We start from the raw sequence: 18421 nt of genomic DNA on the forward strand, positions 1-18421 counted from the left end.
AAAATTCTCATTTTCCACATCCCTTAAAGAGGTTTCGTCCTTTTCCCCGAGCCAGGAGGAAGAGGATGTCCCCAAAAAGACCTCCTCTGATAAAAGCTCCTGTCCCCCCTGGTAGGACATGCCAGGTCCAGCGCTTAAGATGCACAGATGCCAGTCCATGCTCTCCTTCTGATCGGTCACTACAAAGGCGGCATCCGGCTCCTCCTCCCGGAACTTTTTTATGATACCGGAAAGGAGCGATACCGCAGACATGGCATTAAGGCGTATCGTATCCCCGCCCTTCTGCACCTTTTTCATCTCATCCCCCAGCCCCTCCAGCTTCCACAAAATGGGGGGAGATCTGCTCCCGGAAGGTCAGCCCCGCACGGGTCAGGATGATCCGTTTCCCCTGGCGCTCGAACAGCTCCACCTGCAGCTCCTTTTCCAAAGCCACCACCGCGCGGCTGATGGAAGGCTGGGAGACCCGGAGCGCCTGGGCCGCCTTGGAGATATTTTCATATTTTGCCGCATACAGAAAGTATTTTAACTGGTAGAGTTCCATTTTTCCGCCTCCCTTACACACTCCAGGAACCGCTCTCCGTACTTCTGGTACTTAAACTCGCCCACGCCGGTGACTGTCAGCATTTCCTCCTTATCCGATGGCCGGACGATACACATGTGGACCAGTGTCTTGTCAGAAAAGACAATGTACGGGGGCACCTTTTCTTCCCTGGCAATGGAAGCCCGCAGGGAACGGAGCTTTTCAAACATGGGCTCGTCCCCCTCCCGCAGGCCGGAGGCCAGGACTGGCTTTTTCTTTTTCGCCTCCTGGACCTTCCCAGGTCTCCGCTCCGGCTCCTTTGCCATCTTCATGGTCACGGTCTCTGCGCCGCAGAGCACGCCCTCTGATCTTTCTGTGAGCTTTACCACAGAATAGCTGCCGTCTGTGGTCTCCAGATATCCGTTCAGCAGAAGATGGTTCATGATCTGGCGCAGCCGGTATGCCGGCACTCTGGAAAGACTTCCAAAACAGGGATTTTCCGTCATCCGGTACTGGCGCAGTTTTTCTGTCTCCGCTCCCCGGACCGTATCCAGGATCACGTTGATCCCGTATCTCTGCCCGCAGGCCTTTACACAGCCGATCATGATCCTGGCTGCCTCCGTCACCTCCGCCGTTTCAAACTCCTTCCGGCAGTTGGCGCAGTTTCCGCAGTAATTGGACCCGTATTCCCCGAAATACCGCAGGATATAATCCCGGAGACATTCGTTGGTACAGCAGTAGAAGGTCATTTTCTTTAACCGGTCCAGGTCCCTTTCCCGGACGAGCTCCGCCGTTTCCGGATCCAGCTCCAGATTGTCCCGGTTGTTCTCAATGAACAGGCGGTTGGTGATCACATCCTGGCCGCTGTAATACAGGATGCACTCCGCCGGTTCTCCGTCCCGGCCGGCCCGGCCCGCCTCCTGGTAATAGCTTTCTATGTTTTTGGGCATCCCGTAATGGAGCACGAACCGGACGTTGGACTTATCGATGCCCATTCCAAAGGCGTTGGTGGCCACCATGAGAGGTGCGCGGTCGTAAATAAAATCCTCCTGGTTTTTCCTCCGCTCCTCGTCAGACAGGCCGGCGTGGTAGCGGGTAGCAGGAAAGCCGTCCCGGATCAGATGGCCGCACACCTCGTCCACCTGTTTTCTTGTCAGGCAATAGACGATACCGCTTTCACCAGAATGCTCTTCTATATAGCCTTTCACCGCTCCGTACCGGTCTCTGGGCGTCTCCACTGCAAAATACAGATTTCCCCGGTCAAATCCAGTAGACGTGACCGCAGGATCCCGAAGGTCCAGAAGCTCCAGGATATCGTCCCGCACCTCCCTGGTGGCCGTGGCCGTAAAGGCGCTGACCACAGGCCGCGCCGGAAGCTCCCGGATAAAGTCCGCGATCCGTAAATAGCCAGGGCGGAAGTCCTGTCCCCACTGGGAAACACAGTGGGCCTCGTCCACCGCCACCATGGAGATCCGCGCATTTCTGGCAAAATCCAGGAACTCCGGCGTTAAAAGCCGTTCCGGGGCCACATAGATGATGGGATATCTTCCCTGTCTGGCAAAGGCCAGGGCCTTCCGGTACTGGCCCGGAGTAAGAGAACTGTTCAGGTACGCTGCATGGATCCCGGCCTGGTTCAGGCTCCCCACCTGGTCCTTCATTAAGGAGATCAGGGGCGATATCACCAGGGTGATCCCATCCAGCATCAGAGCCGGGATCTGATAGCAGAGAGACTTGCCCGCTCCCGTGGGCATGATCCCCAGCACGTCCCTTCCGGACAGGATCTGGTCGATCAGGGGCTCCTGCGCTCCCCGGAAGGAATCGTAGCCAAAATATGTTTTCAAAATTTCGTATTTATTCATGAATGTTCCTTATATATATGTTTTCTGTCCTTCTTTTTCTTGATCTTAATTTCCATTATACCCGCTGCCAGCCGCAAAAACAAGCCGCTGCGGCCGGGAAACGATTTTCCTTGCAAAAGTCCCTGTTCTGCCGTATCATTATCTTACTTTTCACACATCTCAAGGAGGGACATCATGCACGTTTATACCTGGTATCAATGGCTTACCTTTTTTTATCTATACTGCTTTTTTGGCTGGATCTTTGAATCCTCTTACGTCTCCATTTTAAAACGCCGGTTTGTGAACCGGGGCTTTCTACGGATCCCCATGCTTCCCCTGTACGGCAGCGGGGCGGTGATGATGCTGGTGGTGTCGGAGCCGTTCCAGGACAGCCTGCTCCTCACCTGGGTTTCCGGCGTTATCGGAGCGACTATCCTGGAATATGTCACTGGCTGGGCCATGGAGCAGCTCTTTAAGGTTCGTTACTGGGATTACAGCAATCAGAAATTCAATCTCCACGGCTATATCTGCCTGAGCTCGTCCATTGCCTGGGGCTTTCTGACTATTTTTATGACCCATGTGATCCACAAGCCCATTGAACGGGCCGTCCTTTCCCTGCCCGTCATGTGGGATATTCTTTTTGTAGCCGTAGTGACCGTTGTCTTCACCGCTGATGCCATTGTCTGCACCAAAGAGGCCCTGGCCTTCGGCAGATCCCTGGAGGCCGCCCGGAAGCTGCGCCAGGATCTGGATATGCTCCGGGTCCAGACGGCGCTTTTACGGATGGATGCAGAGGACCGTCTCCATGAGACCCGGACAGACCTGGAGACGCGGCTGGCTGGAAGACGGGCGGACCTGGAGGCGCGGCTGGAGGAGCTTCGCTCCAGGACCGGAAACCGGCTGGAAGGGCTCCGGGGAAAATCCGAATCCCAGCTTCTGGAGCTTTTAAAGGAAAAGGAGGCCTCCCTGGCAGCCATCCGGGAACGCCGGAGGAAATTCCTGCGCTTCGTCCTCCGCTCCAATCCCACCGCCTCCTCCCGCAGGTACAAGGACGAATTCCAGGACATGATCCATTACCTGGAGGACAGCGGGAAGGGCCAGTCCCCGTTTTAAGGATGGGGGACTGGCCGTTTACACTTTATATACTCTGTTTCATAAAAGAATCTCTCAAAATCATCTGCAATTACCAGCAGCTCTCTTATATGCGAAAAGGATTTCATAAATTCACCCACACTCTACCCCTTCTTTAATTCCCTGCCGCCAACTCTTCAAAGATCCAAAGCCATCTTGCGCTAAAGGCAACTTTCCTGGATCTATTAAACTTCTCTTATGGGAAAATACAGATAGCTCTTTCCCGTTGCAGGGTCAGTGTAATCATGAACGGCTCCAGCCAGCGAAATCCCATCCTCGCTCATCTGTCTGATGATTTTTTCAAACACTCCCTTGTGGTTTTCCGCGACCATATATTCATAACCAGGTACTATCCATTTCGTCCAGCCATCAGGTGCTTCTGCATGATCGTCACACTCCACTCCCGCCAGATACAGGCCTTTACGGAAGCCGTCCTCCCACGGTTTAAATGAACGGGAACTATCCGACATGGCACCCCATATCCCCACAATACTTCCTTTTGCGTCTCTCTTTGCCAGATGCGCGATTTCACTAAAATGGCTGTCTGCGTCATACCACAGTTTCTGGATAAAGCCGTCGCCGTCTGATGTTGATCCCTCTTTTCCAATGACAACAAATTTTTCCTTTATCACCTTAACCATTCCGTATCTCCTCCCCCGGGGCATCCTTCATTCCGAAACCAGTGCTTCGGAGTCTGGCGGTTATGATACTGGGGCTCCAGATTTCCATCTATCTGCTTCCCTTAATAAACACTCAATCAGTCCCTGCTTGCCCTCAGTATAACTTTTCCGGTCATCTGGGAACTGTGCCGCTAATTTTTTCTTACATTCGTCATATATCATTGCTTTTTCCGGATAAGTGTTCAGATAGTCCCTAAAGCTGATGTAATGATCCCATTCCATTTCACGCCACTTAACTACATGGATATGGTGGGTTCGCGTATCATTTTGAAAATCCCCCATCACAAACAGCATCTGCCCTTTAACATCCTCTCCCCGGTAAATAATACCGTGCTGTTTTAATAATTCAATATACGGCAAAATATCATTCAATTCTCCAACGCCGACTGCGATATCAAGAATGGGTTTTGCATGTATGCTCTGAATGGCGGTACTTCCAACATGCTGGATATCAATGGCCGCATCGTTTAAAAGTTCAAATAAAATTCCGATCATTTCTTTTGCATTCTGATCCCATTCTTCTTGATGAGGTATTAATTTCACCGTCCCCCGCTTCAACCCTGTCATCATACCTTAACCTCCATGAATTCCAGTCTGGCTTTCTTCTATTTCCCGATCTGCTGTGATTTCGGTTTTATTATAGCACAATTCCAGAAGCGGCAAAATGTTTTTCCTGGCACAGATATCTATAAACTAATGAAAAAATGAGAGCTGGAGCTTTCCATACAGCGGCTTCCTCATCCCCAGTTGACACAAATGGGGATCCGGGGTATATTGTAAGTATAAATAAGAAAGGGGATTCCATATGAGACTTATGAAAAAACTAACCGCCTTTATGACGGCGGCCATTCTCTGCCTGGGCTCTGTGATGCCAGCCTACGCGGATTTTTACCGTCAGCCGTCTAATATAAAGGGCGTGCTCATCAACAGCGAAAGCGAGGTAGCTGATGTAGTGGAGGTGGGAGCCTCCCAGGTGGTCTGCAACTTTCCCATGTCCTGGGCCTCCCAGCCTAATATGATGAACGCTTACGGAAGCTTCCTGCGGGCCATGGACAATGCCGGGATCACCGTTACCATGATCGTTTTAAACGACTGGAACGCAGCGGCCTATAAGCCGGAGCTGCTGCCTGTATCCGCCCCTGTGGCCGGAGTCAGCTATTATGGCTTCAATACCTTAAATGAGCAGGGAGTCCAGGCCATCCGGGACACCGCTGGGATCCTGACCAGCAATTTCGGGAACCTGGTATCCAACTGGGTCATCGGCAACGAGGTCAACGACGGTCAGGTATGGAACTACTTAGGCTCCATGGACATTGACACCTACTGCTCCAACTATGCCACCTCCTTCCGTACCTGGTATGACACCATCAAGGCCTCCAATTCCCTGGCCCGGGTGTATATGCCCTTTGATTTCCGCTGGAACTGCGGCCAGTTGGAGGGTTTTAAGTACGGCGTCATGGACATGCTCCCCAGGCTCAACGCCCTGTTAAAGGATACGGACTACGGAATCGCATGGCACGCATATCCGGAGACCTTCACCGATCCTGTATTTTCCGATGATATCCACGTACTTGATACCCCAGATACGTATATTATCAATCTGAAAAACCTTCATGTGCTCACGGATTATATGCAGCAGCCGGATATGCTCTCTCCCGAGGGGAAGGTCCGCCATCTGATCCTCTCCGAGCAGGGCTTCACCTCCGACTCTCCGGAGCGGGGCGGCCAGGTCCTGGAGCTCCAGGCCCAGTCCATCGCCGAGGCCTACCAGGCGGCCAAGGCCAACCCTTATGTGGAAGGCTTTTTCTTAAACCGCATGCATGACGAGCCTTCTCTTCTGGGCGCCCACTACGCCTTCGGTCTCATCGGCACTGACGGGACAAAGAAGCCAGCCTGGCAGACGTATAAGGATCTCCAGTAAAACGAAAAAAAGGGATCCGGCCTACCGACACAGCCTGGGGTCCACCTCCAGGTACTGCTCCAGGATCCGGATCCCCTCCTGAAACTGATTTTTATGGGTTCCAAAGGTCTCGCTCCTGCACAGGAAAAAACCAGCCTTTAAATACAGGCCAACAGCCTCGTAGCTCCAGGGCTGGGTGTGCAGAAAGACCGGGACCTCTCCCCGGCCCGCGAATACCCGCAGGGCCTCTCGGACCAGGGCAGTTCCAATGCCCTGGCCTTTTTTTGCATCCCGCACTGCCAGCCAGTGAAGGGAGGGAATAAGGCTCCCATCCGTTCCCGCCTCTGTCCATGCCATGCAGACGCCGTCTGCTTCTTTGTCCATGCTTTCTGCAAACAGGCATCGGAAGGAAAGTTCTTCTTTCCTATCTCCATATTCCTGTAAAAACCATGCCTCTGTCTGCTCCAGTGTCATGTCCCCAAACTCCCCGGCCTCCTTCTGGATCCTGGCCCAGTTTTTCTGGTCTCCTTCCCGCCAGGTACGCAGACGGTATCCTGGAGGCACACAGACCGGCAGCAGACACTGCCGGTTCCCGTCCCACTTCATGATCAGGTCCTTATACGGAATACTCTTGTCTAACATTCAGCTTTCCTCCCTGGATTTTTTTATAATAGAGACAAAGGAGCGTCAGCGCCAGAAGCCAGGCCAGGGGCGTGGAAAAGCAGATTCCCGCGTAGCCGAAGGGCAGCAGGAGCGCACAGCCGCCCCACCGGGCCGCCAGCTCCAGGACGCCTCCTGCCATGGGCACCAGAGCCTCTCCCATGCCCTGAAGAGAGCTGCGGACGATCTGGAGAGCGCACAGAGCCATGGAGAATACGCCGATGATCACCAGATATGTATATCCGTACTCCACGATCACCGGATCATAGGGCTCCAGAAACAGCCGGATCATCTGGCGTCCGAAACACACATTGAGGACCAGCATTCCAAAAGCCGCAGCCCCTCCCATTTTCAGACTGGAGACGATGCCCTGGCGGATCCGGTCCGGCCGTCCGGCTCCATAATTCTGACCGCAGTACACTTCCATGGCCGCAGCCAGGGTCGTAAAGGGCTGGGTCACCAGGTTTTCCACCTTCCCGGCTGCCGTGTATCCGGCGATCACCGCCGAGCCGAAGCCGTTTAAGTAGGCCTGGAGGATCATGATCCCCACTGCTGTCACGGAAAACTGGAGTGCCATGGGAAGGCCGATCCTTAAGTGCTGCCAGCCCTGGGAAAGACTTTGAGACCAGTGCCTCCGTTCCGGCCAGATGTCCGGATATTTCCTCCATGCGTACCAATGGCAGAGGACCGCGGAAGCCAGCTGGGCCAGAACCGTGGCTGCGGCCGCCCCCTCCACGCCTCCGTGAAATACCAGGACTGCCGCCAGATCCAGGACCACGTTGAGGACAGAAGAAAAAATAAGGAAATACAGAGGTGTGCGGCTGTCCCCCACGGCCCTTAGGATCCCTGCGATCATATTGTAGTAGATGGCGGCTCCCAGACCGCCGAAAATAATGCCGATATAGCCGGAGGCGTACTGGAAAATATCCTCCGGCGTATTCATGAGCCGAAGAAGGGGATCTGCCCCGACCGTACTTAAAAGGGTCATGACTGCCGTCACCGCCGCACACAGCCAGCCACAGGCCGCAGCCGAGGTACGGATCTGCTCTTTGTCCCCGGCTCCGGCCCGTTGGGCGATGACCACGGAAAAGCCGCTGGTGATCCCGGTGGCAAATCCGATGACCAGAAAGCTCATGGCCCCCGTGGCTCCCACTCCCGCCAGCTCCTTTACCCCCACCAGCCGGCCCACGATCACTGCGTCAGCCATGCTGTATATCTGCTGGAACAGGCTTCCTATAAAAAGAGGGATAGAAAACCGTAAAATGGCTTTCCAGGGCACCTGGACCGTCATGGTTTCTATCCCCCGCATTTCTTTCTTTTCTACTTCCGCTCCCATTTCTGCCTCCATTTCCTGTACTGCCCGAGACAGTTGGTCTTAAAGCCGTCCACACCCAGGCGGTCCAGGGATTCCCACCAGTCCGGCGTGTCTCCCAGGTTGGAAAAGACCTGGATCCCTTTCTGGTGCAGATACTCCACCTCTTCTCTGCCAAAGCTCCCTGCATTCAGTCCCACCTCATAAAAATCCCCCCTGTCCAGCATCTCCTTCTGCTCATCCTTCAGGAAGCGGATGTTGGCTCCCAGCCGGAGACCCTCTGGCTTTTTATGGCTCCGGCACCAGTCCTGGATCTCCCAGACCACCTCGTCCATCCCAGAGAAGACGATGCACCGGTCTGCTGCATGGCACTTTTCCGCCATCTGGATCACAGCCCCTGCGATCCCTCTTTCCTTCAGCTCCACCTCAGCAAAAAAGCCCTCCGGCTGCGTCCGGAGCCATTGGAAGAACTCCCGGAGACTTAAGATCCGCTCCAGCCTTCCGTCCTCCAGGCACCGCCGTTCATACTCCTCCTTATACCGCCGGTACACGGCTGACAGGACCTGTTCCTCGTTCTCCGCCCGGCTTTCAAACCGTTCCATCTGGTAAAGGACCTCCTGCTCCGGCGCCACAGCCCAGGGATAATAATACTGCTTCTCATTGGAGTATCCTCCCTCCGGGAACCGCTTCAGCAGATGGCCGCCAAAGGGAAGGCGCACCTGGCTCAGCTTCTCCCAGGTCATATCTTTTACCTTTCCGCTGTTATACGGCCCCTGCCAGCCCATGGTAAGCCGCCTCACATCTGCATCGTGGAATACCACCAGCTTTCCGTCCCTGGTCCTGCGGACGTCCATTTCCACGCCTCCGGCCCCCAGGGCCGCCGCCTCCTCAAAGGCTGTGAGAGAATTTTCCGGCCCGGCCTCCATACAGCCTCTGTGGGCGATGGGGCAGGGCCGTCCTTCCTTCCTAAAATCAGCCATTTCCTTTCTCCCATTCATTTTCTTTCATATTGGTGTACACATAGACCGCCGCCGACAGCACGGAGAACAGGAACATGATCACCGACAGGGCCGCCGCCTTTTCATAGTGGCCGTTGTTGAACTGGGTGTACAGGGAAATTCCCATCATCTGGGGATTATTCCCGTCCATGAGATACGGCGTTGTAAAGGAGCTGATATTGCTCATGAACACAAAGGTGGCCGCCACGAAAAGATCCCGGTAGGTCAGGGGCAGAATCATCTGCCTTAAGATCCGGAACCGCTCCGCTCCCGCATCCCTGGCCGCCTCAATGGTGGAATCCGGGATTTTTGAGAGGGCAGCCGCCATCAGCATGGTGGCAAAGGGAATGTTAAACCACAGATTCATCAGCACGATCCCCTTTCCATTGTACATAAGTCCCAGCTGCAGGTTCATTCCCAGAAGCCGAGAGATCCGGTTGATCAGCCCGGAATCACGGATCACGGTGATCATGCCGTTGACTGCCACCAGACCCGGAATAAACCGTGGCAGCAGATACAGCCGCCCGATCATCCGGCTGGCCCAGCTGTTGGAAAACCGCAGATAAATAGCCAGGAAATAAGAGATCCCGATGGCCAGGACCACTGTTACGATCACGATCTGGAGCGTATACAGGATATTCTTCCTCTGGATCGGGTCGGTAAAGAAGTAAATATAATTGTCCAGGCCCCAGCCGCCCTCCTCCAGCTGGAAGCTGCGGAGGAGGCTGGCCGCGATGGGATAGAATACGACTCCCGCCAGTATGACCAGGGAGGGAAGGATCAGAAGGTAGGGAAACAGCTTTCCCAGGGTCTTTTGTTTCATGTTCCGTCTCTCCTTACGCTTATTCAAGAGTTCCGATCTGGCTGTCCCATTCCTCATAGAGCTCGGTTCCCAGATTGCCCAGGCTTCCGATGCGGAATTCCTCGATCTTCAGATCCTCGATGGTCTTTGTCAGCTCCTGATCCAGAAGGCCAAAGTCGATGACCGGGATCGCCGCCATGGAATCCAGGGCAATGTTCTGGGCCTCGGGAGTCAGCATGTAGTTGAGGAAGGCATAGGCTCCGTCCTGGTCGGATCCGATGGACGGGATCCCCAGCACCACCGGGCTTCCGGTGAAGGACGGATCGATCTGGGTGATCTTAATGGATTCCGGGAGCGTTCCCTGCTTCATCTGGGTGATGGCCATATCGGCCCAGGCCGGGATCATGTCCACCTCCTTATTGGCCAGAAGATCCAGGGTCCCCTGGTTCTTATTGGGGTATACCACCTTGCCGGAGGATTTATACATATAGGGATGGAGCTCCTTTAAAAGCTCAAAGCCCTGGCCCCACTGCTCCTTGTTGGCCGGATCGGAGGAGGTGAGCGCCGACTCGTCCATGAAATTATAAATGCTGGTGGTCACAAAGGAGCCGCCTGCACCGCCGGAGGACGGGGTATTGTAGGCGAAACGGCCCGGATGGTCCTTGATCCACTGGTAAAGCTCCTCCGCTGTCTCAGGCGGATTTTCCACCGTTTCCGAATTATAGGCCAGGACCACTGTGGTCCCTCTGTACGGCATCACCAGGTCGTTCCGGAAGGTGGATTCCACCTGGAGAGTGTCTATATTGGGGATCTTGCTCTTATCCAGGGGAACAAAGAAATCCTCTCCGCCTTCGTCCACGTATTTCGTCACCTCGTCGCCGCCCAGCTCGATCACATCGTAATCCGTATCCGTCTGGCCCGCCTTTTTCGCGGCTACCACACGCTCAAACAGCCCCTGGGCTCCGGTTCCCGAGGTGATAAACTGAAGCTCTGCCGTATACTGATCCTGGGATGCGTTAAACTGCTGGATCTGCTTTTCAAACTGTACCCGCACATTATCAGAGCCTCCAGCCCAAACGGTCACCACCGGCTTTCCGGCAGAAGCAGTGCTCCCCGACGCACTGGCGCTGGTGGAGCAGCCTGTCATCAGCATGGCTCCCACAGACACAGCCAGGGCCATCACAGCAGTTTTCTTTCCGCAGCTTACGATCTTACAATTTTTCATCATTTTTCTCCTCTTTTTTGATTTCTCATTCATGGTTCATGATTTTATATAAAACTCCCGTCTGCTTCCCATCAGGCGCAGTACTGGAAGGTTTTCGCGAAGGAAAGGGATACCCGGTCCTTCATATGGAGCTGATCGGCCACATTTCTGGCCACATAGGTCTTGATCACCTGGCGGTTTTCCACCTCCACATTGACCTCCACAAAATGGCCTAGGACCATGATGGTCCTCACATCTCCGGAGATCTGCCCCTGGACCTCTCCTCTGGTGATGGTCACATCCTCCGGTCGCACAGCCACAGAACTTCCGTCCTGCTTTGTCAGGAAATTCATTTCTCCAATGAAGGAAGCCACAAACCGGGTGGCCGGATGATCGTAGATCTCCGTGGGGGTTCCGATCTGCTCGATAAAGCCCTTGTTCATGACCACGATCCGGTGGGATAAGGCCATGGCCTCCTCCTGGTCATGGGTGACGAACACCACGGTGATATTTAATTCCTCCTGGATCCGCTTCAGCTCCTCCCGCATCTGGGCCCGGATCTTGGCGTCCAGGGCCGAAAAGGGCTCGTCCAGGAGAAGGACCGACGGCTTTAACAGCAGGGCTCTGGCAATGGCGATCCTCTGCTGCTGTCCCCCGGAAAGCTGCCCCGGATACTTCTTCTCATAGCCGCTCATGTTCACCAGCTTAAGCCCCCGCTCGATCTCACTTCTGATCACATTTTTCGGCACCTTCTTGATCTCCAGGCCGAAGGCCAGATTTTCATATACGGTCATATGGGGCCAGAGGTTGTAGCTCTGGAACACCATGGCGGTGGGACGCTTTTCCGGCGGAAGGTCCTTCACCGACTGGCCGTCGATGAGGATGTCGCCCTTATCGATGTCCAGAAATCCTCCCAGTGTCCGCAGGATCGTGGATTTTCCGCAGCCGGAGGGCCCTAACATGGTCACAAACTCTCCCTCGTACACATCGATGTTGATATTTTCCACGCCGTCCCCGTTTTTATATTTCTTCTCCATACCAGTGATCTGGAGCTTTACTTTTCTTTCCATTTCAATTCCTCCTATTTCATCCCATAGCCCTGGGAAAGATTATCTGCATTGATGTATTTCCGCATAAGGAACAGGATCAGCACGGTGGGTATGATCAGGATCAGTGACAGCACCGGTCCCGCCGTCAGCGGATATTCCATGATGACTCCGTAGAGCTCCACCGGCATGGTCTTCACCTGGGGGAAGCCCACCAGCAGCGTTCCCTGGGCCTCCTCCAGGGATCCCAGGAAGGTGAACACACTGGCAACGGCAATGCCCGGCATGGCTAACGGAAGCGTGATCCGGAAAAATGTCCGGAAGGGGCCGGCCCCGGCGTCCCTGGCAGATTCCTCCTGCTGTCTGTACACGCCCCGGAAGGCTCCCGACGGGATCCATGTCATAAACATCATGGAGTTCAGCACATGGATGATGATCACGCCCACAAAGGTCCCCATGAGGTTCAGCCGGTAGAACAGGATACCGATGGAGATGTACAGCCCCATCCTGGGATACGCGTTGCTTAAGAGAAACGATAGCAGGAACACCCGCTTTCCTTTGAAATTATACCGGGCCAGGGCGTAAGCCGCAGGAATGCAGATCAGCAGGGACACTGCTGTCACAATGGCCGCCAGCACAAAGGAGGTGGCAATGGAACTCAGAAGACTTCCCTGTCCCAGAACGAACTCCCACCAGCGGAAGCCGAATTTCTGGGGAATGATGGCCGGGACCTCGTACTTATCCGCAAAGGCCAGCATGCACAGGTTCATTAACGGCAGATAGAAGAACAGGACAAAGATCCCAAACAGGATGTACTGGAAAAAATTCTTTTTTCCTACGGTATAGTAAAAGGCCTTGGGAGACATGAGCTTCATCCTTCCATCTCCTTCCGCACTGCCACTGCCGTCTTAAGGCTCCGTGTGGTGATATTGGCGATCCCCTTTTCCATCAGGCTCCGGATGATCTCCGGATCGTTGACCGTCCAGGCAGAGCCTCCCAGGCCCATGGTTTTTAAAAGCTCCATCACCCTGTCTGTGAACAGACGGTATTCCATATTGATGCACTGGGCTGAATAACGCACTGCCGTACGGAACGCCTGTTCCATCTGCTTCATGCAGATATTCCTTCCCAGATCCGGCTCCGGGATCAGATTTTCAATGTTCCAGTATACGCGGACCTCCGGATATTTTTCCGGTCTGGCCTTCATGAAAAAGGAACTCACCGTACCGGAATAGATCAGCTGTCCCTCCACGCCATACTCCTTTGCCAGCTGGTATACGGGGATCTCCAGCCCCGGCGTTTTCAGATCGCAGTTGATCCTTTTTTCCGGCTTTTCCTTTAAAAGCTCAAACACCTGGCCCAGCCTGACCGCCTCCTCCGCGGTCTCGTCATGGGACAGGATCAGCTCCCCGTCCCTGTTTCTCCTGATATCTGCCTCCAGGCAGTTTCCCTCGGAGGCCAGGGCATATCTTACAAATTCCATGGAATTATCCGGCGTTCCATCGCAGCCGGAATGTGCTGTGATCTCACACATCTCTCATTCTCCTTCCTTTTCTCTCTCTGGCACGGCTTTAATATACCAGGAGTCCTGTAAACAAAAAAGACAGGTTGGCTAAATTTTATGTAAATTGTATCTGTTGTTCGTATATTCATACAATCATCTTAAATATTACCTGTTTTTTACATTTCTGTTCTTTCTCTTTTTACATTCTTTCCGTTATCCTCATATGGTTAGAACCAATGAAAGGAGCGATCCATGGAAACACTTCAGACCTTTCACGGAGTTCTCGACCGTGGGTTCACTGGAAATATGAGCTTCCAGTTCCATATTCCCCACGGGATCCATGAGCTTTCCGTGATCCTTACCTATGAAAAAGAACGCATACAGGACCCGGCTTCCTATATCGAACGCTTCCGGCATCCACTGATCCGGCAGGCTGTTCCCTACCTGGGCCGGATCCCCACTGACCGGCAGCTTCAGGAGATGGTGCAGGCCATGAAGACCGAGATCCAGCTCTGTGCCATGATCGGAGGCGTCTTTGCCGGAAATGTCCATATGCCGGGGACGAGAAAGGAGATCCTGTTAAAGGAAGGCGTCCGCTCCAGAGGCTGCCTTCCCTATGACGGAAGAAACGGCATGGTGAAGATCATTGTCAACGTATACCAGGTGGTGGAGGAGAATACCCCCTGGAACCTGGAGATCAAAGGAGGTCCCGTTCATGTGGAAACGGATCGAACTGCATAATCATACCATGGAGTCTGACGGCTCCATGACCGTAAAGGAGCTGGCTGCATTTATGGAAGCCCAGGGGATCCCCTGGTTTTCCCTCACGGACCACAACACAGTCTCCGGCTTCCCAGATCTGCCCGCGGCCTGCAAAAACCGGCTCCAGTACGTCTGCGGCTACGAGCTCACGTCCTACTACGGGCATCTGCTCTGCCAGAACGTAACCTCTTATATTCCCTGGGATGACATCGACCGGGATAACGCCGACCCTCTGTTCCAGCGGGTCCACGAGGCCGGCGGACTGGCAGGGCCTGCCCATCCCTTTTCCCTGCCCTCTCCCTTTGCCAATGGTATGCGCTGGGATATGACCATTCACGATCCCGGGCTCATGGATTTCATTGAGATCGTAAACAACGCCCATCCCATGGTCCCCGATAACTGCCAGGCCATCCAGTGGTGGATCCGGCTGGCCTGCTCCGGCTTTCCCATCGCCCCGGTCAGCGGCCTGGATCTCCACCGCCCCATGGACCTGGACGGAGTTTTTTCCACATTTATTGAGACAGACGGGGACAACGCTCCAGAACCCCCTCCGGAGGCCTCCCAGGCCCTGGCACAGGCCGTCCGCCGCTGCCGGACCTGTGTGACCCGCGGGCCGGTCCTCCACTGGGTCCTGAATGGAGACAGCCTTAAGCTTTCCCTGCGTCCCGGGCTCACTCCCATTCCAGAACATGAACCGGATGCTCCCCCGCTCTTTTTCTGTCTTATAAAAACAGAAAAAGACAGCCTCCGCATCCCTCTGGGAAATGAAGACTGTCTTGTACCCCTGCCCGATACCATCCGCTCCTCCAGGGGAGCCGTGCTGCTGCTCTTTCCGGCAGAGTCCTGCCCTTCCGGTGAGCCGGAGCTCTCTTCCTTAACGGCAGCCGCCGGGCCTGTTTTTTTCTCAATGTGAACGCAAAAGAGCGCTGCAAAGACTTCAATACCGTCTTTTTGCAGCGCCCTTATTCAAGCTTCTTTTTTAAGCATATCACAGATATAAGCCCGCAGACCATCCTCTGAATCTACGCCATATTTCCGGTTCACGGCAGTAAAATACTCCATGAGCCTTTCCTTCGGCAGAAGCTCGCTGGAAGGAATGCCGTCACCATAGCCTTTTCTCGCATCCATCCACGGTGCTTCATTATGCGTGATCCTCTCCAGCACTTTTCCTCCATACATGCCAAATGTATTTACAACAATATCGATCACCCGCTTCTCGTCATCCGTCAGTGCTTCTTCTGTCACTTTCAGCAATGCAAAACGCGCATCATCAATGGGATTGTATTTAAAATCCCTGAACAGATCGTATACTTCCGGATAAACTGGTCCATGTACCCATGCCCTGCAGTCCTCCGTAAAAATCGGCCTTCCATACAAGGCAGAATAAATACCCTGAATGAAGTACAGCAGCTTCTGAAGCATAAGCGGGGTTACTTCTTCCAGCCTCTCAAATACATATGCGATCACTCTGAGCATCTTATCTGACACATTAAAAAGCCTCTCTATGCTGTCTGCGGCGGCCATAGATTTTTTATACGCCGCATCCGTCAGCTTACTCCGGTTTTCCATAAGCCTCTGCTTCATATAAGCCGGTGAAGCCAGCGCTGCTTTTATAATATCTGAATACTCTCTGGAAGGTACCTGTCCTTCCAGATATCGCGGGATCGTCACCTCACCAAATCCGAGAGCCAGAGACAGCGGCGCTTTGCCAATTTTATAGATCTTCATGAGCTTTTCAATGTCTTCCATCGAAACAAGGCCTTCCATCGCCCTATATTGCTCGTCGATCTCCTGGACATTCTTATCAATAAGTCCAGGAATACTCATTTCGCTGCCGCACTCCATACATACAGCCACGGTGATTTCAAATTTATAGCTCTTATCTTTTATGGTCTTAACCATGTCCCTCTTCTGCAAAAGGTACTCCGTCTCTTTTCTGCACTCAATGCAGAAATCCCTTCTCATCTTTTCTGTCATAACGGCTCCCTCCCATCGTCTCCTGGTCATCTGAAATAATATGTAAGCGGATATTTCTGTTCGTGGAACGAAATAACGATCACAAAGCAGCTATCCAGTTTATTAAATTTAATATACAGGGAAACTGTTTTTTCCTCTGTTCCATTTCTCTCCAAAAGAATGACATCCTTGCCAAATACATAAAGTTGCTCATGTTCAAAGCCCTTATGCTCATTCCTCAGTATCCCTGAAAAGTCCATCTCAGTAAGGCTCAGTATAATTTCCCTTGCCTTTGCTTCATTAATAACATAATCTAAAAAAAGGTTAATATTGTCCTGCCGTCTGGCGTTCCGGTCAAGCCGGTATCTGCCGTTCTCCACTGCCTCTTTCACCTCGGAAAGATACAGTTCTATATCCTTTTTATCTATATCCAATCCTTTATCCTCCGAAGATCAAATGATATTATTTTTATTTTTTTCTATCATTATTATAACTATATGATCGCTTTTTGTCAATATCCTATCTTTTTATGAGGCAATGGTTTTCGCCAGCATACTTTTTATACCATGCAGGCACGGACCCTGGCTCGTTGTCCGCACCAAACTAAAAAGAGCCGGACCACCTTCTCGGTGTCCGGCTCCCTTTCGGCCTTACGCCTCCGGCTTCTCAACCTGGACGATGGCCTGCTTCTGCATTGGAATGCGGCAGTTCTTATTGCTTCCAAACTCAACGATTACCGTGTCGTCTGTCATATCAATGATCACTCCGTAAAAGCCGCTGGATGTCAGAACACTGTCACCAACTGCGATACTTGCCATCAATTCCTGCATTTTTTTCTTTTCCTTCTGCTGCGGTCTGATCGCGATAAAATACATAAACGCAAAGATCAGGATCACGTAGCCGATCCAGAATGCGGGACTGTTCATGCTGTCTTGCACCTCCGTTTCTAATTCTGCTTATCTTTGTAATTACCAGTTACGCCTTCCAGCTTTCTTGCTTTGTATTCGGCGTAGCTGTGGTTCTCAATGGCTTCCCGGATCTCCGTCATCATAGTATTGTAGAAATAAAGGTTGTGGAGCACGCACAGGCGCATGCCCAACATCTCCTTGGCCTTTAACAGATGACGGATATAGGCTCTGCTGTAAGAGCGGCAGGCCGGACACTGGCAGCCCTCTTCAATGGGGCGCATATCCTTTGCGAACTGCTCGTTGAACAGGTTGAGCTTTCCGTGATTGGTGTATACATGGCCATGACGGCCATTTCTGGTGGGGTAGACGCAGTCAAAAAAGTCCACGCCCCGGTCCACACTCTCTAAAATATTGGCCGGTGTTCCAACCCCCATTAAATAGGTGGGCTTGTTTTCCGGAAGATGGGGAACGGTCACATCCAGGATGCGGTACATCTCCTCATGACTCTCCCCCACTGCCAGGCCGCCGATGGCATAGCCGTCGCAGTCCATGGCCGATATGGTATCGGCATGGGCGATGCGGATATCCTCAAAGGTTCCTCCCTGGTTGATGCCAAACAGGAGCTGATGGGGATTCACCGTATCGGGAAGGGAGTTGAGCCTGGCCATTTCCGCCTTACACCGCTCCAGCCACCGCACCGTCCGGGCCACGGAATTTTCCATATATTCCCGGGTACAGGGATGGGGGGCACACTCGTCGAAGGCCATGGCGATGGTGGAGCCCAGATTGGACTGGATCTGCATACTCTCCTCCGGCCCCATGAAGATCTTGTGGCCGTCGATGTGGGAGTTGAAGTAAACGCCCTCCTCCTTGATCTTGCGGAGGCCTGCCAGGGAAAACACCTGGAAGCCGCCGGAATCCGTAAGGATCGGGCGGTCCCAGTTCATGAACTTATGGAGTCCGCCCAGCTCTTTGATCAGTTTATCTCCGGTCCGCACATGAAGGTGGTACGTGTTGGAAAGCTCCACCTGGGTGCCGATCCCCCGGAGATCGTCGGTGGATACGGCTCCCTTGATGGCTCCCACAGTGCCCACGTTCATAAAGACCGGCGTCTGGATCGTGCCGTGGACCGTCTCCACAACGGCCCTTTTGGCACGTCCGTCCTTTGCCAGAATTTGATATTTCATATTTTTTCCTGTT

21 protein-coding genes are annotated in these 18421 nt (G+C 53.3%); 4 read left to right on the forward strand and 17 right to left on the reverse strand.

The window, feature by feature from the left end; genetic code table 11:
• From WIH05_RS06260 to recQ, 3 genes are all read right to left on the reverse strand, one after another.
• Positions 1-297: hypothetical protein (locus WIH05_RS06260; RefSeq protein ID WP_337425138.1), on the reverse strand; the 297-nt coding region annotated here is incomplete at its 3' end.
• A gap of 1 nt (position 298) precedes the next feature.
• Positions 299-541, reverse strand: a complete 243-nt coding sequence (locus WIH05_RS06265; RefSeq protein ID WP_337425139.1) for a LysR family transcriptional regulator — start codon at positions 539-541, stop codon at positions 299-301.
• On the reverse strand, positions 523-2379 hold the full coding sequence (recQ, locus tag WIH05_RS06270; RefSeq protein WP_022274723.1) for a DNA helicase RecQ: 1857 nt from the start codon (positions 2377-2379) through the stop codon (positions 523-525). The genes WIH05_RS06265 and recQ overlap by 19 nt, the downstream gene beginning before the upstream one ends.
• Positions 2380-2553: 174 nt before the next feature.
• Here recQ and WIH05_RS06275 point away from each other — a divergent pair, with 174 nt between their 5' ends.
• Positions 2554-3471: a hypothetical protein gene (locus WIH05_RS06275; protein ID WP_337425140.1), complete on the forward strand. Its 918-nt coding sequence runs from the start codon at positions 2554-2556 to the stop codon at positions 3469-3471.
• A gap of 203 nt (positions 3472-3674) precedes the next feature.
• Here the strand turns inward: WIH05_RS06275 and WIH05_RS06280 are convergent, their stop codons facing one another.
• Together WIH05_RS06280 and WIH05_RS06285 are read right to left on the reverse strand one after the other, a co-directional pair.
• The gene (locus tag WIH05_RS06280) at positions 3675-4130 is read right to left on the reverse strand and encodes a GyrI-like domain-containing protein (RefSeq protein WP_022274725.1); all 456 of its coding nucleotides are present in this window, start codon (positions 4128-4130) and stop codon (positions 3675-3677) included.
• Between the two features lie 60 nt (positions 4131-4190).
• A complete protein-coding gene (locus WIH05_RS06285) occupies positions 4191-4739 on the reverse strand; it encodes a GrpB family protein (RefSeq protein WP_022274726.1) in 549 nt (182 codons plus the stop codon).
• Positions 4740-4974: 235 nt separating this feature from the next.
• Between WIH05_RS06285 and WIH05_RS06290 the strand changes: the two genes are divergently transcribed.
• On the forward strand, positions 4975-6090 hold the full coding sequence (locus tag WIH05_RS06290) for a DUF5722 domain-containing protein (RefSeq protein ID WP_022274727.1): 1116 nt from the start codon (positions 4975-4977) through the stop codon (positions 6088-6090).
• A gap of 21 nt (positions 6091-6111) precedes the next feature.
• Here WIH05_RS06290 and WIH05_RS06295 read toward each other — a convergent pair whose 3' ends face one another.
• From WIH05_RS06295 to WIH05_RS06330, 8 genes are all read right to left on the reverse strand, one after another.
• A complete protein-coding gene (locus tag WIH05_RS06295; RefSeq protein ID WP_022274728.1) occupies positions 6112-6711 on the reverse strand; it encodes a GNAT family N-acetyltransferase in 600 nt (199 codons plus the stop codon).
• Positions 6686-8065, reverse strand: a complete 1380-nt coding sequence (locus tag WIH05_RS06300; protein ID WP_022274729.1) for an MATE family efflux transporter — start codon at positions 8063-8065, stop codon at positions 6686-6688. The genes WIH05_RS06295 and WIH05_RS06300 overlap by 26 nt, the downstream gene beginning before the upstream one ends.
• Complete coding sequence (locus WIH05_RS06305) at positions 8050-9021, reverse strand: glycerophosphodiester phosphodiesterase family protein (protein WP_337425141.1); 972 nt, start codon at positions 9019-9021, stop codon at positions 8050-8052. The genes WIH05_RS06300 and WIH05_RS06305 overlap by 16 nt, the downstream gene beginning before the upstream one ends.
• Positions 9014-9862, reverse strand: a complete 849-nt coding sequence (locus tag WIH05_RS06310; protein ID WP_022274731.1) for an ABC transporter permease — start codon at positions 9860-9862, stop codon at positions 9014-9016. The genes WIH05_RS06305 and WIH05_RS06310 overlap by 8 nt, the downstream gene beginning before the upstream one ends.
• Before the next feature lie 19 nt (positions 9863-9881).
• Positions 9882-11069: an extracellular solute-binding protein gene (locus WIH05_RS06315; protein ID WP_252207840.1), complete on the reverse strand. Its 1188-nt coding sequence runs from the start codon at positions 11067-11069 to the stop codon at positions 9882-9884.
• A 68-nt stretch (positions 11070-11137) separates the two neighbouring features.
• Positions 11138-12115, reverse strand: coding sequence for an ABC transporter ATP-binding protein (locus tag WIH05_RS06320; protein ID WP_022274733.1), 978 nt, complete (start codon positions 12113-12115; stop codon positions 11138-11140).
• 11 nt (positions 12116-12126) lie between these two features.
• Entirely contained in the window at positions 12127-12966 is an 840-nt protein-coding gene (locus tag WIH05_RS06325; protein WP_022274734.1) for an ABC transporter permease subunit, read from the reverse strand.
• Positions 12963-13625, reverse strand: coding sequence for a glycerophosphodiester phosphodiesterase (locus tag WIH05_RS06330; RefSeq protein WP_022274735.1), 663 nt, complete (start codon positions 13623-13625; stop codon positions 12963-12965). Before WIH05_RS06330 ends, WIH05_RS06325 begins: the two co-directional genes overlap by 4 nt.
• Positions 13626-13847: 222 nt before the next feature.
• Here WIH05_RS06330 and WIH05_RS06335 point away from each other — a divergent pair, with 222 nt between their 5' ends.
• On the forward strand, positions 13848-14336 hold the full coding sequence (locus tag WIH05_RS06335) for a DUF6669 family protein (protein ID WP_022274736.1): 489 nt from the start codon (positions 13848-13850) through the stop codon (positions 14334-14336).
• A complete protein-coding gene (locus WIH05_RS06340) occupies positions 14311-15270 on the forward strand; it encodes a CehA/McbA family metallohydrolase (protein WP_022274737.1) in 960 nt (319 codons plus the stop codon). Before WIH05_RS06335 ends, WIH05_RS06340 begins: the two co-directional genes overlap by 26 nt.
• Positions 15271-15323: 53 nt before the next feature.
• Here WIH05_RS06340 and WIH05_RS06345 read toward each other — a convergent pair whose 3' ends face one another.
• From WIH05_RS06345 to tgt, 4 genes are all read right to left on the reverse strand, one after another.
• Entirely contained in the window at positions 15324-16334 is a 1011-nt protein-coding gene (locus tag WIH05_RS06345; protein WP_022274738.1) for a type II toxin-antitoxin system antitoxin SocA domain-containing protein, read from the reverse strand.
• Between the two features lie 26 nt (positions 16335-16360).
• Complete coding sequence (locus tag WIH05_RS06350) at positions 16361-16747, reverse strand: hypothetical protein (protein ID WP_022274739.1); 387 nt, start codon at positions 16745-16747, stop codon at positions 16361-16363.
• A 216-nt stretch (positions 16748-16963) separates the two neighbouring features.
• Positions 16964-17239: a preprotein translocase subunit YajC gene (yajC, locus tag WIH05_RS06355; RefSeq protein WP_022274740.1), complete on the reverse strand. Its 276-nt coding sequence runs from the start codon at positions 17237-17239 to the stop codon at positions 16964-16966.
• 20 nt (positions 17240-17259) lie between these two features.
• On the reverse strand, positions 17260-18408 hold the full coding sequence (gene tgt / locus WIH05_RS06360) for a tRNA guanosine(34) transglycosylase Tgt (protein WP_158359201.1): 1149 nt from the start codon (positions 18406-18408) through the stop codon (positions 17260-17262).
• Positions 18409-18421 lie beyond the last annotated feature (13 nt).

This window comes from Alitiscatomonas sp., from assembly GCF_037242085.1.
Lineage (GTDB): Bacteria > Bacillota > Clostridia > Lachnospirales > Lachnospiraceae > Alitiscatomonas > Alitiscatomonas aceti.

Coding starts and splice junctions, on each gene's coding strand:
- WIH05_RS06280 (WP_022274725.1), bottom strand. CDS start 4,130: ATGGTTAAGGTGATAAAGGAAAAATTTGTTGTCATTGGAAAAGAGGGA.
- WIH05_RS06275 (WP_337425140.1), top strand. CDS start 2,554: ATGCACGTTTATACCTGGTATCAATGGCTTACCTTTTTTTATCTATAC.
- WIH05_RS06305 (WP_337425141.1), bottom strand. CDS start 9,021: ATGGCTGATTTTAGGAAGGAAGGACGGCCCTGCCCCATCGCCCACAGA.
- yajC (WP_022274740.1), bottom strand. CDS start 17,239: ATGAACAGTCCCGCATTCTGGATCGGCTACGTGATCCTGATCTTTGCG.
- WIH05_RS06295 (WP_022274728.1), bottom strand. CDS start 6,711: ATGTTAGACAAGAGTATTCCGTATAAGGACCTGATCATGAAGTGGGAC.
- WIH05_RS06335 (WP_022274736.1), top strand. CDS start 13,848: ATGGAAACACTTCAGACCTTTCACGGAGTTCTCGACCGTGGGTTCACT.
- WIH05_RS06265 (WP_337425139.1), bottom strand. CDS start 541: ATGGAACTCTACCAGTTAAAATACTTTCTGTATGCGGCAAAATATGAA.
- WIH05_RS06315 (WP_252207840.1), bottom strand. CDS start 11,069: ATGATGAAAAATTGTAAGATCGTAAGCTGCGGAAAGAAAACTGCTGTG.
- WIH05_RS06330 (WP_022274735.1), bottom strand. CDS start 13,625: ATGTGTGAGATCACAGCACATTCCGGCTGCGATGGAACGCCGGATAAT.
- WIH05_RS06310 (WP_022274731.1), bottom strand. CDS start 9,862: ATGAAACAAAAGACCCTGGGAAAGCTGTTTCCCTACCTTCTGATCCTT.
- WIH05_RS06300 (WP_022274729.1), bottom strand. CDS start 8,065: ATGGGAGCGGAAGTAGAAAAGAAAGAAATGCGGGGGATAGAAACCATG.
- WIH05_RS06340 (WP_022274737.1), top strand. CDS start 14,311: ATGTGGAAACGGATCGAACTGCATAATCATACCATGGAGTCTGACGGC.
- WIH05_RS06290 (WP_022274727.1), top strand. CDS start 4,975: ATGAGACTTATGAAAAAACTAACCGCCTTTATGACGGCGGCCATTCTC.
- tgt (WP_158359201.1), bottom strand. CDS start 18,408: ATGAAATATCAAATTCTGGCAAAGGACGGACGTGCCAAAAGGGCCGTT.
- WIH05_RS06325 (WP_022274734.1), bottom strand. CDS start 12,966: ATGAAGCTCATGTCTCCCAAGGCCTTTTACTATACCGTAGGAAAAAAG.
- WIH05_RS06320 (WP_022274733.1), bottom strand. CDS start 12,115: ATGGAAAGAAAAGTAAAGCTCCAGATCACTGGTATGGAGAAGAAATAT.
- WIH05_RS06345 (WP_022274738.1), bottom strand. CDS start 16,334: ATGACAGAAAAGATGAGAAGGGATTTCTGCATTGAGTGCAGAAAAGAG.
- WIH05_RS06285 (WP_022274726.1), bottom strand. CDS start 4,739: ATGATGACAGGGTTGAAGCGGGGGACGGTGAAATTAATACCTCATCAA.
- recQ (WP_022274723.1), bottom strand. CDS start 2,379: ATGAATAAATACGAAATTTTGAAAACATATTTTGGCTACGATTCCTTC.